The 15,676-nt window shown below is 63.6% G+C and carries 8 protein-coding genes; 1 reads left to right on the plus strand and 7 read right to left on the minus strand.

What is annotated here, in order from left to right; translation table 11 throughout:
* Nucleotides 1-52 precede the first annotated feature (52 nt).
* The 6 genes from M2339_RS11875 to M2339_RS11900 form a co-directional block, all read right to left on the minus strand.
* Nucleotides 53-2,980 (minus strand): TonB-dependent receptor plug domain-containing protein, encoded by a 2,928-nt coding sequence (locus tag M2339_RS11875; protein ID WP_264586486.1) that lies wholly within the window; start codon nucleotides 2,978-2,980, stop codon nucleotides 53-55.
* A gap of 260 nt (nucleotides 2,981-3,240) precedes the next feature.
* Complete coding sequence (locus M2339_RS11880) at nucleotides 3,241-4,644, minus strand: neutral/alkaline non-lysosomal ceramidase N-terminal domain-containing protein (RefSeq protein ID WP_264606356.1); 1,404 nt, start codon at nucleotides 4,642-4,644, stop codon at nucleotides 3,241-3,243.
* A 30-nt stretch (nucleotides 4,645-4,674) separates the two neighbouring features.
* Nucleotides 4,675-5,535, minus strand: a complete 861-nt coding sequence (locus tag M2339_RS11885) for a sugar phosphate isomerase/epimerase family protein (protein ID WP_264586484.1) — start codon at nucleotides 5,533-5,535, stop codon at nucleotides 4,675-4,677.
* A gap of 43 nt (nucleotides 5,536-5,578) precedes the next feature.
* Nucleotides 5,579-8,284, minus strand: coding sequence for a glycoside hydrolase family 2 TIM barrel-domain containing protein (locus M2339_RS11890; protein WP_264586483.1), 2,706 nt, complete (start codon nucleotides 8,282-8,284; stop codon nucleotides 5,579-5,581).
* A 55-nt stretch (nucleotides 8,285-8,339) separates the two neighbouring features.
* On the minus strand, nucleotides 8,340-9,989 hold the full coding sequence (locus tag M2339_RS11895) for a carboxylesterase/lipase family protein (protein WP_264586482.1): 1,650 nt from the start codon (nucleotides 9,987-9,989) through the stop codon (nucleotides 8,340-8,342).
* 50 nt (nucleotides 9,990-10,039) lie between these two features.
* Nucleotides 10,040-12,301 (minus strand): TonB-dependent receptor, encoded by a 2,262-nt coding sequence (locus M2339_RS11900; RefSeq protein WP_264586481.1) that lies wholly within the window; start codon nucleotides 12,299-12,301, stop codon nucleotides 10,040-10,042.
* A gap of 265 nt (nucleotides 12,302-12,566) precedes the next feature.
* Between M2339_RS11900 and M2339_RS11905 the strand changes: the two genes are divergently transcribed.
* On the plus strand, nucleotides 12,567-13,325 hold the full coding sequence (locus M2339_RS11905; RefSeq protein ID WP_181558593.1) for a FadR/GntR family transcriptional regulator: 759 nt from the start codon (nucleotides 12,567-12,569) through the stop codon (nucleotides 13,323-13,325).
* A gap of 31 nt (nucleotides 13,326-13,356) precedes the next feature.
* Here the strand turns inward: M2339_RS11905 and M2339_RS11910 are convergent, their stop codons facing one another.
* Complete coding sequence (locus M2339_RS11910; protein ID WP_264586480.1) at nucleotides 13,357-15,624, minus strand: glycoside hydrolase family 3 protein; 2,268 nt, start codon at nucleotides 15,622-15,624, stop codon at nucleotides 13,357-13,359.
* Between the last annotated feature and the right edge of the window lie 52 nt (nucleotides 15,625-15,676).

The raw sequence follows: 15,676 nt of genomic DNA on the forward strand, positions 1-15,676 counted from the left end.
CCCTGCCAATGCGCGCATCTGCCCCTCCCACTGCATTCAGTTTTTAGAACCTCTAGAGATCGAAGCGGACCCCGACCCTGAAGCTCTGGCCCAGCAGATCGTACCAGGCGTTGTTATTGACGGCGGGGAGCGGCGGCTCCTGGTTCAACAGGTTGTTGACCGTGCCATAGATCTGCACCTTCCGGTCTTGCGAACCCACATTGTAGGCCACGCTCAGGTTTACATAGCCGCGCGCTGGGACGATGTTGTTGTTGATGCTGTTGATCAGCGTCGGGCTGTAGCCCGGCTCGTCCGGCCCGATGAAGGCGTTGTTGAACTTGCTCCGGCTGATCCAGCGGAAGTTGACGCTCGTTTCCAACCGCGTGCCGCGATAGGCGAGAGAAGTGTTCACCACCCACTTCGGCACGCCAGCTGTCCCGCCGAAGATCGCACCGGTCTGCCCCGCACGGTTCACACCATTAGGGTAGGCCAGCGAAACGTCGAAGGTCGAGCGATATTCCAGCGTGCGGGTGGCTTGTGCGCTGAGCGTGATGCGTCCTTGCGCACCGGCGAATATCTCATCGACCGGCTGCATGTAGGACAACGCCATGTCGATGCCGCGGGTCTTGAATTCGGCAAAGTTGGCGTTCTGTGCCAACACCGAGAGCACAGCGCCGTTCGCAGGATCGTTATTGGCGAAGGTGATCAGCGAGCAATAGGGGCTGCTCAGATCCGCCGTGCCCGTGCCCAGACAGTTGGTCAGCGACGTGCCCGCTCCGGTTGCGCCGATGGCGTCCTGGATCTTGATCTGGAAATAATCCGCCGAGATGTTCAGCCGCGATAGGAATTGCGGGTTGAACACAGCGCCTACACTAAACGTCTTGGCGATTTCCGGGGTCAGGCCGGCATTGCCGCCCGTGACGACGTCATACGCATAAGAGGGCTGCCCGGCGAACCCGGCGCGGGGATCGGCATAGATCGGGCGGGGCACAGTCGCCACGGCCGCTGTGAACAGTTCCGTCAGGCTGGGTGCGCGAATATCCCGCGAGAGCGTGCCCCGGAACAGAATGTCGGGGATCGGTTTCCAGACCAGACCCGCTTTCCACGTCGTCACCTCGCCGGAGACGCTATAGTCCGTCAGGCGGATGGCACCGTTGAATTCAAGCGAGCCCGTGACCCAGTCCGCACTCAACAGCGGAATGATCGTCTCGAGATAGGCCTCCTTGACCGACTGGCTCGCCTTCGGAAAATCGCGGGGTGCGCGCGCCATGAAGGCACCGGCCTGACTCAGATCGTCCGCGTCGGTGACGAAGGTTTCACGCCGGTAGGAAGCGCCGATGCCTGCCGAAACCGGCCCCGCCCACAGCGAAAACAGATCCCCATTGAGGTTGGCATTCGCCTCGAACAAGGTTGTTTCCGCCACTGCGTGGGTCGTGCCGAACGCGTAATTGTAGGCTGCCGGCGAATAGCTGGCACGCCCGAGAATGTTGATCGGCTGACAGCCGGCCGCGCGGGCCGCGGCATTTGCGCAGACGATCTGCCCGTTCAAGGTTACGGCATTGACCGCGCTCAGGAAATTCGCGGTGATGGGCGTATTGGCCTGGTCCAGCGAGCTTCTGTTACGGCCATATTGAACGGCCGCATCCCACCGCCAGGAACCACCCAGCTCGCCGCGCAAGCCGCTGGACAGGCTGTAGGTCTTACTGGCGTTGCGCAGGATCGGCGGGCCGAAATCATTGCCGAGATAGCCGACCGTCAGCGACCCGTTGGCGGGGATGAGCGCGAGCTGGGCTGGCGTCAGCGCCTGCTGCAGATAGGGATTGTTGCGGCTGATCGAGAGGAAACCGGTCGTCCCGCCCGTCGCTGCTCGGATCTGGGCGCTGATATTCTGCGCCTCGGTGTTGGAGTAGAGTCCGCGCGCCCATAGCGTCAGGCTGTCAGAGAGATCATATTCGGCATGCGCGGCAAGATTGTAGCGCTGCGTGTTGGCGCGGAGCACCTGATAGGGCGACACGTTGGTTCCGCCGACCATGTTGGTGCCAATCTGGCCCTGATAAAGCCCGGCATTGAAAGGTGCGGTCGTCACGGTCCCATTCGGTCCGACAACGAACTGCAGATTGCGCAGCGCCGCTGGATTGGTGGCAGCGGTCGGGCTGATCAGGCCACCCGTTGTCAACATGCCGAAAATCACATCGTCGGTAATCAGGTTGGCCGGCAGACCGGCTGCACGATTTGTCGGGAGTGTGATGCTGCTGACGTTCCGCCTTCCCCACGGCCGCTTGTCGTTGAAAAGGTCTGTGCCGTCATTGCTGCCATATTCGCCACCGATAACGAAACGGCCGCGACCGCCGGCAAAGTGCGTCCCGAACGCGAGCGACGCGAACATGTCATCGGCGTCGCCATATTTGGTCTGCCCCCATTGCACCGAACCCTTGATGCCATCCAGCCGGGTATTGAGCTGCAGGTTGAGCACGCCAGCAACGGCATCCGAGCCATAAGCCGCAGACGCGCCGCCCGTCACCACGTCGATGCGCTGGATCAGGGCCGAGGGAATGAGATTGAGGTCGGTCGCTCCGGCCACTGCCGAACCGGGCACATTGACGGCCGGCAAGCGCATCCGGTCCAGGAGGACAAGCGTGCGCACCGCGCCCAGGCCGCGCAAATCGGCATTGTTCGCGCCGGAATTGCCGATGCCGCCGCTTTCCGGGGCCTGACTGCGCCGGAAGGACGGAACCTCGTTGATGACGTCGGCCACGTTAACCGCCGCCCTGTCCTGCAACAGCTCTGCGCCGATGACGACGGTCGGACTGGGCGCAATAAACCCTGCACGATCGATGCGCGAAGCGCTGACGATGATCTGCTCGACGCCACCTTCTTCTTGCGACGATGCCGAAGACTGCGGCGCAGCCGTAGATGATGTTTGAGACTGAGCTATTGCCGCCATGGGCGTGGCGATGATTATCGCGCTGCCACCGGCAAGCATCCATGCTTTCAGGCGCACATTCCCTCTCCCTGTTTGCCCTTATTGGTTTTACCAGTTTGCACGACAATATAGCAATTGCAATGACAATTTGGTCAGCACGCGGACAGAGGGACGATGACTGCGCGGCCAAGAAGAATGAGACCCCCACCTTCACAACGCTCGGATTTTACTTGTATTTTATTGCAGGATCGGCGGAATGGGACGGGCGTCGGGATACTCACCGACATTTGCCTGACCAATAAAGCGAGTTCAAAGGGACGACCGACTCGCCCGCCCCGTCATTTCAATTCGTCGATCATCTCGAGTGCGGATCTCACGATGGCGTCTTCGGCGCAGCCCGGCTGCAGGCGAGACCCAATGACCTGAAAGGTCAAATGCGAGCGCGCAGCGTCGGAATAAATATAGCCGGAATTGGCCGATCCGTTGGCCAGCGAGGTCATCATCAATTGCAAGCTAGGGGTGGAACGCTTGAGACGCGTGCCGATCTCGCTGTAGACCTCGCCATTGATCGCGCTGATATAGACCGGGCCGATCTTCAGCATGCCCGCGCGGATCGTCACCGGTTCCCCGTCGGCATAAGGCGGAGCGGCGCCTTCCCGGACGGGATTGTCCCGGTCCAGCCGGTCTCGCCCCGGACATTGCAACTGCCTGACCGCGCCCGCAATCACCCCCTGCCGGCTGCGCGCCAACGTGCCGAAATGCATGAGATCGATGGCGCTCTCCCCGAGAAGCGCTCCCCCTGCCGCGACGATCTGGCTGACGTCCTCGACCGCAGCAAGATAGTCCGCCTGCCTTTGCGCTGGCACAGGGCTGCCCAACGCGGCCATACGGTCCGCCATCGACACCCCAGCGCTCGGCTGGCCCTCTGCCAGAACGCGCATGTCCGACGCGCCGGGCACGCCCGTGCGCACGCGACTCAATCTGTTCTGCGCCCGCGTGAATCTGGGGTTCTGGTCACCGGAAGCGCCTTGCGCGAAAATTGCCACCGTGGCGTCGCCATAGCGCCGCTCGATATAGCGCGAGGCTTCGCCCGGCACGTCCGCGCTCACCACGCCCGACATGTAGAAATTGATCGGGTGCATGGCGTAGTTGAGATAGACGCCGATCGGTAGGCCATCCTCCCCCAGCGCTTCAAGAATTGCCAATGTCTTGTCGGATGGTCCGTCAGGATTGGCCCCCTGTGCCCAGCGGTTGTCCCGCAACAGGTCGCGATTGATGTTGAGGTCCACCTGCGTCGTGCCAAAGCCGATTGTGGCAGGCCGCAACGCGGCCTTGGCCATTGTCACCGCCTTGACGATGGCCAAGGCCGCGTCCCGCCCCGCACCCGCGCGCAAGCGCGACGAGCCGGATGCGCTATGCGTATGAGTGGCCGACACGACGAAATTCTCTTGCGGGCACCCCGTGATCTTTGCCGCTTGGGCGATCGCCTGCTCCGCGACCGCGTCGGATATGCCGATCAGATCGGCGCCGACAAGGACTGCGCAGTTCTTGTCATTGGCGATGACAAGGGCGCGGACGTAGAGGGGATCACGAATGATGTCGCCGGGGCTGAGCGTGGACGCATCGGGTGTAGTCTCGACTTTCGCCGCCCCCGCCTTCCACGCGCTATCCTGAGCGGCGGCCGGCCCCCATGCCGCAAAGGCGGTGGCGCCAAACAAAGCCGCGCGAACCAGAACTTTCATCACAGACCCCTCCCCTGAATGTGTCGGCTATCAGCGGTCCGAGACCGAGCCTCGCCGCACGCGCTGCACGAACACCGCGCCCCGGCCGGCGGCTGCAATCTCGTCCTCCGGCGCATCGACTTCGACATAGCCGATCGCGTTGGTCATCCTATCGAGCAGCGGTATCAGCCGCGCATAGTTCAATATGCCATCGCCCGGCGGGACCAGCCGGTCATGCTCCGATGGCCCGCGCGATGGATCGACATCCTTGAAATGCATGGTGAGGACGCGCGGCCCCAGCGCGCGGACGAGCCTCAGAGGCTCGGCGCCGCCCAAGGCGGCCCATGCCAGATCGATCTCGAAATCCACCTCGCCGGGCGCAAACCGCTCCGCGATCAACGCGAGCGGGGTCTTTCCCTCGAGCGGAACATGGTCCCAGCCGTGATTGTGGAAAACCAGACGCAGGCCTTCTTCATGTGCCGCGCGCGCAAGATCGTTTAGTCGCGGCAGCCACGCCTCGAACGCCGCGCGCGTCGTCTTGCCGGGGACCGCGCCCTCGAAGAACACCGGCGCGGCCGATTGCGCGACAATCGTTGCGCCGATCTTGCGCGCTGTGGCCATCTGCATTGCCGGCGCCACGCCGTAACCCAGCCGCACGACGCCGACCGACAGACCGGCATCCCGCACCATCGCGGCGACCTCGACCGGATCGGGCGCCGGCGGCTGGCGGGGGGAGAGCGCGGCGAGCGGGAAACCGAAATGGGTGTACCCCATCGCTTTGGCGGCCTTGAGGGTACCCGCATAGTCGCGCTGGAGCGCCTGCGCGACGGTGATGCTCGCCAGTCCGAGCGGCCTCGCTTCTGCCGCGGGCCGAACCAGCGAAGGCGTGCATCCTGCTGCGAACGCAGACACCGCGCCCGCCACTACAGCGCGACGGGCAACGCCAGAATCCGGCTCAGTTACCAACCGGTTCGACCTCAATGGCGGAAACCACCGCCTCGCCAACGGAAGCCTTGAACTGCAGCGTCAGCATCTGGCCCGTCACATCGACGTCGAACGTCTCACGCACGGCCGCGCGGACGGCGCCAGCCCGGGCGCGAATGTCATAGGCTTGCAGGACCGGCCTGCCATTGGCGGTGACGCTGAACCGCCGCTCGCCGACGCCCTTGTCTGGCTCCACAAAGCTCAGCGTGACGCGGTAACGGCCATCGGCGGCGGGGATTCGGTATTGGAACGCCTTCCCCTGCCGAAAACTCGCGACCACATCGCGGCGATCCGTTCCGCTAATCTCGGCGAGGACGGCCTGGCGGCCGCGTCCGCCGGGCTGATCGGTCGTGCCTGCCGTACCGCCGACGAAGAATTCATCCGAGCCGAACTTCACGTCCGCGCGCGCGGCGACGAGCGCGCCGCTGTCGATGCGGAAGCTGCGGGCCTGCGCCGGCGCGACGGTCCAGTCGATCCGATCCATGACCGGGCCGGACGGGAACACGCCACGGGCTTCGATGACATTGCCGCCCTGCTTCAGGCGCACGGCCGGCCATACGCATACACTGTCGGGGCAATCCTTCAGACCGCCCAGCGTGCGGCCATTCACCGTGAGCAGGGTCTCCGGGGCATTGCTGTAAACGCGAATGCCGGTGACGGGATAGGCGCGGTCCACATAGCGACGGCCGTTGATGTGGACGGTCGGCTTGTCGGACCAGTTCGCGCGATAGAAGTAGAAAATGTCCTTTCTGATTTTGCGATCATAGGTGACGATGCCCTTGGTATTGATGTCCTGCGCATCGCCCTCGCGCCGCACCGTCGAGCCGAAATCGAAGCCGTTCCACAGCCAGATGCCCCAAAGATCGCGCCGATCCTTGAGCACCTTCCAGCTCTGCTCATGATACCAGGAGAAGAAGGCTTCCGGCTGGGTCCGCCCAGCAGATTCAATCGGGCCGCCCAGCGGATTGTCCGATGCCATGTTGGCCGCGCCGCCAGCCCCGATCTCGCTGATCGAAATCGGCTGATCGGGTCGCTTGGCGCGCAGTTCATCGAGATGCGCGCCAAGCTGATCCGGCTCGCCATAATACCAGCCATAATAACGGTTGGCGCCGACGGCATCGACCGACTCCGCAACGGGCGGCACGTCGGGCATGCCTCGCCCTTCACAGCATTGCGCCAGCACGACCGGCCGTAGCGGATCGACCGATTTGGCCAGCGCGTTCAGCTCGTCAAGCAGCGGGCGCGGATTGGCCAGCACCTCCGGTGGGCGGCCCAGAAAGTCCGGCCGGCCCGGGCCGAAATCCACTTCATTGGCGATGCCCCACACCGCGACCGAGGCGTGATTGTAATTCTGCTTGATGAGATCCTGCAATTGCATCCGCGCATTCTCGCGAATGCCCGCCGGCGCTTCGGTCTGGTCGCGCGCATTGGTCCAAGCCGTCACCAGCGCGATCTCGTCCCACAGGATGAGGCCATAGCGGTCTGCGAGGTCGTGGATCGGCTGGCCGTGCTGATAATGGGCGAGGCGCAGGGAGTTGGCGCCCATATCCCGCATGATGTCCACCGTCTCTGCCACGTCCTTGGGCGTCATGGCCCAGTCGGCAGCCTCATTGTCCTGATGCAGCCCCACGCCGACGAGCGGCGTACGCTTGCCGTTGAGGAAAAAGCCCTCCTTCGGGTCGAGCCTCAGCGTGCGGATGCCGAAGGGCTGGTCCAGTGCATCGAGCAGTTCGCCGGTGGCAGACCGCATCTCGAAGCGCAGCGTGTGGAGATAGGGATCGGCCGTGCCGTTCCACAGATGTGGATTGGCGACGACCAGCGCGCCGCGCATCTCCCTGACCGCGCCAGCGGCCAGCTGCGCCGTCTCGCGCCATGTCGCGACCGCCTTGCCGCGATGATCGAGCAATTGCGCGTCGATCGTCACCGGCTGCGCGGAGGCGCTGTCGTTTCTGAGCCGCGCGAGCAGATCGATAGTCGCCTGGCCGCTCTGAACGCTGCGGGTCGCCGCGTAGATGCCCGGCCCGCCATGATCGAGCATGTCGATATGGACCGGATTGGTCATGACGAGACTGACGGGCCGATACAGCCCGCCCCGCACAAAGAAATCGCCGGTCATCGGCAGCACGTCCTCAGTGCTGTTCCCCAGACGCGGCTGGGTGTTGTCAACTTTCACGTAGAGCGAATTGGGCTCGCCGAAGCGGATCACGCTGCTGGCATCCAGGCGGAAGCGACCGAACGGATTGCGATGCTCACCCAAGCGCACGCCATTCAGCCACACCTCGGCCGTCCGGCTGGCTGCATCGAATTCCAGAAAGGCGCGCTTGCCCGCATTCGCCGCGGCGGGCGTGAAGGTCAGCTGATACCAGCCGACGCCCTGGATCTTGTTGACTGTCTCCGCCGAATTCACATGTGTTTCCGGGTCGGAGAGATAATAGCCGACGCGATTCCAGCTGTGCGGCACCGAGACCGGCTTCCAGTTCTCCGGCTTCGGGTCATGCGCGGCGGGACCGGCCTCGCCGACCAGATTGAACTGCCAGCCGTCGGCCAGCGCCATTCTGGTGCGCACGTGCTCGCTGGCCTGATCGCTGGACGACACCGCGTCGCGGGCAAGCGATGGGGAGGCATGGCTCGTTGCAGCGAGCGCCAGAACCAGTGCCATCGATGTCATCATCCGCATATCTATCTCGCCTTCTTCATGTCCTAGTGCGCGTCTTCAGGCAGGCGTTCGCCGGTCAGTCGCGCGCCGCGCCACCTGCGGGACGCTGGGCGGGCGCGGCACGGAAGAACGCCAGCCTGCGCTCCTCCGGCCAGGCAGCGATATGTGCGTCGGCCCCCAGTTCGAGCAGGCGCGGACGGGCCGGGTCGAACGTCACCCATTTCAGTTGCTGCGTGTCCGGCTCCCCCGAGCGGGCAAAGGCGACGAGCGAATCCGTCATCGCGCTGCTGAACGCGCGGTCGGCCTGGGACCAGTCCCGCATGGGGCGGAAGCGATTGAAGCTCTCGATCGTGGAGAGCCAGAACGGCACTTCCGAGGTGTGGTAAGCGCCGGCCGTCGCGGGATCGAGGTCGGGGATGTGCACCCCGGTCGGGTAGGAATGCGGGCGGGCGAACATATAGCTGTAAACCGGCGCTTTGCCTTTCGCGACCTGCGCCCGCGCCCAGGCATCCATCGCCGCCGCCATCGTCCCGTCCCGATCCGCAACCCGCGCCTGCGCTTTCGCTTCAGCATCGGTCGCCGCCGGGTAGAGCTTCAGGAAGGCGTCGGCACGATCGCCAAATGCGGCTGCAGCCCGCGCCTTGTAGTCAGCCAGCGTCTGCACAGGGCCGAGGCCACCGAGCGATTCATCGCGCGTGAAGCCGAGCATGAGCGGGACATCGCTCTGGGCGGAGCGGTTGAAAGCCTCGTCGATGGGATAAGGCAGCACATAGCCATCTTCGATCGGGCCGACCGGCGGAGATCCGGGCACGCGCGGCACGACCAGCCGGTCGGCGGGCATGGCGCGAAGATCAGCGAGGTTGCTGCCCTTCCAGATGACCTGCAGCCGCACGCCATCTTGCTCGGCCTGCGCCAGGGGACGCATGGCACCCGGCCCCGCCGAGCCGATGAGCGCACCGCTCATGCCCACGGCGCGCTGGAAAAGACCCTTGGCAAGCGGGCTGGCCTGCAAAGCGAGAACCGACATCGACCCGGCCGACTGACCAGCAATGGTCACATTGGAAGGATCGCCGCCAAATTGCGCGATGTTCTCCCGCACCCAGCGCAGCGCGGCGATCTGGTCCAGGAATCCATAATTGCCCGATGCTTTATGCCCCGATTCAGAGGTCAGTTCGGGATGCGCGAAAAAGCCAAGCGGGCCGACGCGATAATTGAGATTGACGAAGACAATGTCCCGCGTGGCGACAGTCTCGCCACCGTACAGCGCCATGCTGCCCGCGCCGATGAAGAAGCCGCCCCCATGCAGGAAGACGATCACGGGCGCCTTGTTGAGTCCCGGCTTGGCCCAGATGTTGAGATAAAGGCAGTCTTCGCTGGTGACTTCCGCGCCGGAATACTGGTTGGTCAGGATGCCGCGCTGCTGCTGCATGCATTGCGGGCCGAACCGGTCGGCATGATAGATGCCCTTCCAGGCCGCCACCGGCTGGGGCGCCCGCCAGCGCAAATCCCGTACCGGCGGTGCGGCATAAGGCACGCCCAGAAACGCGCGAACGCCGGAGAGCAGCATCCGTCCCTCAATCGCCCCCGCCTGCGTCGTCACCCGCGGCTCGGATGTGCCAACGGCCTCCCCAGCCAATGCCGGGGGTGCCGCCGATAACGCGCCGAGGAAAAAGAGGCCAGGACCACGCCATTGCTGAATGAACCCTCTCAAACGGGCAATCATCATGGTACTGTCCTCTCTTTCAGTTCTGCTTCGTTCCGTTGATTGGAACGGTTTTAGTTGCTGGCTCCAAAACCGACCCGGAGGCGGACGCCGACATAGCGCTGATAGTTGCGCGGAACCTGCTGGATCAGCGTCGGGGCCGAATATCCATTGCCCGTATAATCGGTGATGGACGTCAGATACGCCTTGTTAAACAGGTTGTTGACGAAGAACGACAGATCCCAGTTCACAGCGCCCGTGCTGCGCAGGCCAATGCTGGCATTGGCGATGCCATAGGCATCGAACTTGGTGAGCGGGTTGCGATCCAGCGAGAAGTTGACATCATCCTGCCAAGCATAGTTTGCGCTCATATAGGCGTTGATCTCGGTGCCCTGAATGGGCGCCTCGTACACGCCACCGACGTTGAACTTGAAGTCCGGCGAATTGGCGAGACCGACGCCGGCCAGATCCTGCACGAACGTGGTCGTGCCCGGAATGGCGACGCAGCCCTGCGCAACCGTCTGACCAGGATAGCAGCTCGCGCCCGGGAATTCGCGGATCTTCGCGTCGACGTAAGCGGCCGAACCATAGAGATTGAGGTTCGGACTCGCCCGGATGGAGCCCTCGAACTCGATACCCTTGGTGCGCAGCTTGCCGACATTCTTGAGAATGAATTGCGGCGCACCGGCGATGAATTCCGCGCTCTGCGCCTGGAAGTCGTCATAGTCGGTCCAGAAGCCGGTGATCGCGAACGATCCACGGTTGCCCCAGAAGCGACCCTTCATACCGACTTCGTAAGATACGGAATGCTCGGGCTTGACGAGATTGTCGATCCGCGACTGGTTGAAGCCCGACGAGATGTCGTAGGCCTGCCCCTTATAGCCCTTGGCGATGGCGGCATAGACCATCACTTCGTCGCTCACGAACTGCTGCAGCGAGGCCTTGCCGGTGACCGCCGTATCGCTCCGCTGATCTTCGTAGACGACAGGCGTTGCCGGCCGATTATCGCGATAGAACACGCCGACGGTCTCGCGATTCACGCGGCCGCCGAGCGTAAGCTTGGTTGTCGGTGTGAAATTATAGCCGAGCTGACCGAAGGCGGCATAGCTTTCCGTCGATGCGGTCGAATCCCAATCCTGACGGAGGAACGACAAGAATGACGGCGCCGAACGGATGAAGCGGCGATCGGTATTGCCATCGGCATAGAACAGGCCGACCATATACTCGAACGGGCTGGCGCCCCGCGAGGTCAAGCGCAGCTCCTGGCTGAACATCGTCGCATCATAGGGGCCGCCCTGATAGAGGGTCGGCGCGGCAGAGAAGTCGAGATCCTGGCCGGATTCCAGCTTCCAGCGCTGATAGGCGGAAACCGATGTCAGCGTCGCAAAGCCCAGGTCAAGATCGGCTTTGGCCGACAGCAGATACTGGAAGCTGTCAGCGCGCGGATCGCCATCGAAGCGGACATTGTCGTTGCCGACGCCCGGCCGGATGCCGCGCAGGTCAATCGCCGCGCCATTCTGGGTCGCGCCAGGGGTCACATAATAATAGGTCGGCGCGTTGCCGTTCGACTTGGTGTTGCTGTAATTGCCGGACAACGTGAGATCGAGGTTGCCGGCACCGTAAGTGAACTTGCCGCCAAAACCGTAGCTTTCCGCGCCATTGAGGCGATGACCGTTGGTCAGGTTGTTGATGTAGCCTTCACGATCGGAATAGAAGCCGTTCAGCCGGAAGCCGGCATTCTGGCCGATGGGACCGGAGAGCATGGCGGATACCCGCGTCTCGTCGTCATTGGTCAGGACACCTTCGACATAACCGCTCAGGTCACGCGTCGGATTCTTGGTCGTGATGTTGACCACGCCGGCAGACGCGTTCTTGCCGAACAGGGAATCCTGCGGCCCACGCAGAACCTCGACCTGCGCGATGTCATTCAACCCGCCACCGAACGCCTGGCCCTGCTGAAGCAGTGCCACACCGTCCACGACGATCGAGACGGCGGGCTCAGTGCTGGTCGAAAAGGAGAAGGTGCCGATGCCGCGAATCGAAACGGACGACGACGCCGAATTGCCCTGCTCGTTCACCGTCAGCGACGGCGACACGCGGGTAATGTCGGAGAATTGGGTGACCTGCGCCGTGTTCAGCACCGCCGAGTTGATCACGCTGACCGCCGCCGGAACTTCAAGAATGTCCTGCTCCCGCTTTTGCGCGGTCACGATGATCGCTTCCGGCTCAGCCCCGGCACCGGCTTCGGGCGCGCTCTGGGCGAAGCCAGGCGTTGCGACCGCACAGGCCGCCGCCAATGCAGCAGACGCAACGGAAAAACGTAGGAAAGAACGCATTTAGGGAGATCCTCTTACCAAAACTCGGAACCGAACCGGACTTGGCCAAGTCACTGCGGATAATTGGTCATGCCACATTGTAGGCAGAATATAAATGGCTGTGGCGGGAAAAATCAGCGTGCTGACCGAAAACGGCTAATTTCAGCCGCCACTTTCACATTCGACTGTTGCAAAGAAACCGCGCAAAGGTGTCTGGCCAATCCGCTCAATCCGCTATAGCATCGCCGCTTTCCTCTGGCAGAGGGTCGACATAGAACAGGTGGTCATGGCATCCGAACCGATCAGCGGCAGAGACCGACTTTATCAGGCAATCGCGCACCAGTTGCTGGAGGTGTTCGGAAGCGGGCGCTACAAGCCTGGCGACCGGCTACCCACGGAGCGGGAACTCGCGATCCAGTATAATGTCAGCCGCCCGACGATCCGCGAGGCGATCATCGCGCTGGAGGTTCAGGGCATCGTCGAAGTCCGCGTCGGCTCCGGCGCCTATCTCAAAGGCCTGCCCAGCGCGGGCGATCCTGCGGCATTCAATGTCAGCGCCTTCGAACTAACCGAAGCGCGCTTGCTGCTGGAAGGCGAGGCGGCCGCGCTTGCGGCGGCGCAGATCACCGACGAGGAGCTCGCCACGCTGGCGCAGCTGATCGACGAGATCGCGACGGAGAATGAACGCAACGCCGGCACGGAAGACGCCGACCACCAGTTCCACCTGACCATCGCGCGGGCGACGCGCAACTCGGCGATCGTGAACCTCATCGACAATCTCTGGTCGTTGCGCGCCAAATCCCCTGAGACCGCCCTGCTCTATGCCAAGGCGCGATCGGCCAATGTCAAACCGGTCATCGACGAGCATCAGGTCATTCTCGATGCGCTGCGGACGCGCGACCCCGCCAAGGCCCGCGCCGCCATGCGCGCACATCTGACCGCGGTTCTGGACAGTCTGCTCTTCGCGACCGAGGAAAAGGCGATCGAGGAAGCGCGCAAGGCATCGGCATCGAAGCGCGCCCGCTATGAAAGGGCGATTGCCTGAGCAACGTGCCGGGCAGCCCCGGCACGCGCACTCAGTAGGTCAGGCCAAAGCCGAACGGATAGAGCGTGCCGCCCGGCGTCTCGGCATAGCCGGGCGCATCGGAATGCTGCCGGTCGACAGCATTGAGCGAGGCGGGCAAGGCAAATGGCAGGCGCCCGGCCGGGGCCTGCTTGCCGGTCAGCACATCGATCTGGGCCGCATCGCTCGCCCCGAAGCTGGCGATGATCGCCCCGGCATTGCGCAGGCCGCTGGCTTCATCCAGCACGTAAGGCTGGCGGAAATAGATATTGAGGATCACGCGGCGCGGATCGCCGATTTCGCGCATGACCGCCTGAATGTCCGCCAGCGATGGATAGATCGACCAGCTCTGCGCCTTCGCCATGGCGGAGAAAGACAGCATCCCCGCCTCCCACGGAAACGCGCCGCCGAAAATCAGGTTGTCGTCCACGCAGGTGACGTCCTTGCTGACACCGGGCGCCGTGCAGGGGTCCTGCTCACCCCAGCTTGCCTGCCGCTTGCCCGTCACGCGGTTGGCGATGCTGATAGCCGGATCGACCGCGCGCCCGCCGGCTTCGGTTGACTTGCTGGAATAGCGCCGCGCCCCATCCGTGCTCACGCGGACGTTGATGACGGCATAGTCCGTGCCCGCCGGGACGACGGGACGGACCTGCCCCTTTTTCGCATCATAATTGCCGTCAGTCGCTGCGAAACCCCGCGCGGCGAAGTCAGCACCGGCAAAGCCCATGGTGTAGATGCGACTGCCCGGGCGGAGCGGCAACACGCCCGTGCCATCCACCTTCTGATTGTGCAGCAGCACGAGCGACCGCCGCTGAATGTCCAGCCCCAGCGCGCGATGCTCGGCCGTGCCGATCATCTCCGGCGCTGCCTCGGCGTCGACATAGGGATTTTCAAACAGGCCCAGCGCGAATTGTTCGGTCAGCAGCCGCTCGACCGCCGGATCGATATCGCCTGCTTCACTGAGCGCGCCCTGGGCAACCAGATCGACGATCGTGCTCTTGCTGCGGAACTCGGAGAGAATATCCGTGCCAGCACGAACGGCGAGCGCTGTGCGATCCGCGACGGTGTACCCCTTGCCAGTCGCCGGATTGATGCGACTGTCTTCCAGACCCCATCCGCGTTCTTCGATGATGCCGCTGTCCGAGTTCACATAGCCGCGAAAGCCCAGCTCATCCCGCAGAATACCCGTGACGATCTGCCGCGAGAACGCCATGCCCAGACTTTCGACCGGCCGCCCACTATGGCGCGCGTCCACCGGCACACCATAATAAGGCATGATCGAACCCACGCCCGCGTCGATGGCTCGCTGGAAGGGCCGCAGATGATAATCGAACCCATACCGTCCGCTCGGATCGGTATAGAACTGGTCCTTGCCGAATGTGTAATGCGCATCCAGCCCGAGCTGCTGCGGCCCACCGCCGGGGAAGTGCTTGAGCGTCATGCTGACTGCGGTGGCTGGTGAGAGCGCAAGGCCGCCCTGCCCTTTTTCGCCCTGCAGCCCTTTGACGAGCGCCGTCACGATATCGCCGACCAGATCGGCATCCTCGCTGAACGTCTCATGGAAGCGTGACCAGCGCGGCTCCGTGCCCAGATCCGCCATATAGCCATACATGCCGCGCAGGCCGATGGCCCGCCACTCCTGCCCCATGACGCGCGTAAATCCGGCGATGACGGACATATCGCCCCGCAGGCCAGCGGGTGGCGCACCGTCCGTTGCGCTGAGCAGCCCTGCAGCGCCAAGCGCAGCGGCAGCGAGCCCCGCCTCTTTCGGAAATTCGGTAAAGGCACCGGCGCCCTGGCCGATGCCGAAGGTCGGGCTGACCTCGACATGGTTGCGGGCATTGTCCTTGAAAAGGGCGGGGATGCCAAGCCGGCTCGCCTCGCGCGCTTCCTGCACCGCATTGGTGAAGCGCGCCATCTGCAGCGGCGTCTGCCTGTAACCGCCCCTCAGACGGAAGCCGGTCAACTTGACCGAACAATCTGCCGGCTCCGTGGAGACCGTGGCGCGCAGGATGAAGCGGCTCATCTCCTCCTTTTCGATGAGCGCCTTGCCATCCTCAGTGATCGAGCCGTCACAATCGGGATTTTGCGTCGCGATCAGCATCGTCCCCGCCTTCTCGGCCAGCGTCATGCGCGTCACGAGATCGCGTGCACGTTCAAGCGCCGTCAAACGCCAGTCTTCATAGGGTTCGAGCGTGCCGGAGGCATTGAGGTCTTTGAACCGCAGTCCGGCCACAGTGATGACCGGCTTGCTGCGCGCCGCGACATCCGGCTGTGTCATCGTCGGTGAAGCAGATGGAGTAGACGCGGCGGCGGACCGGTCCGTTGTCGCA

This window comes from Sphingobium sp. B2D3C (assembly GCF_025961835.1).
Lineage (GTDB): Bacteria > Pseudomonadota > Alphaproteobacteria > Sphingomonadales > Sphingomonadaceae > Sphingobium.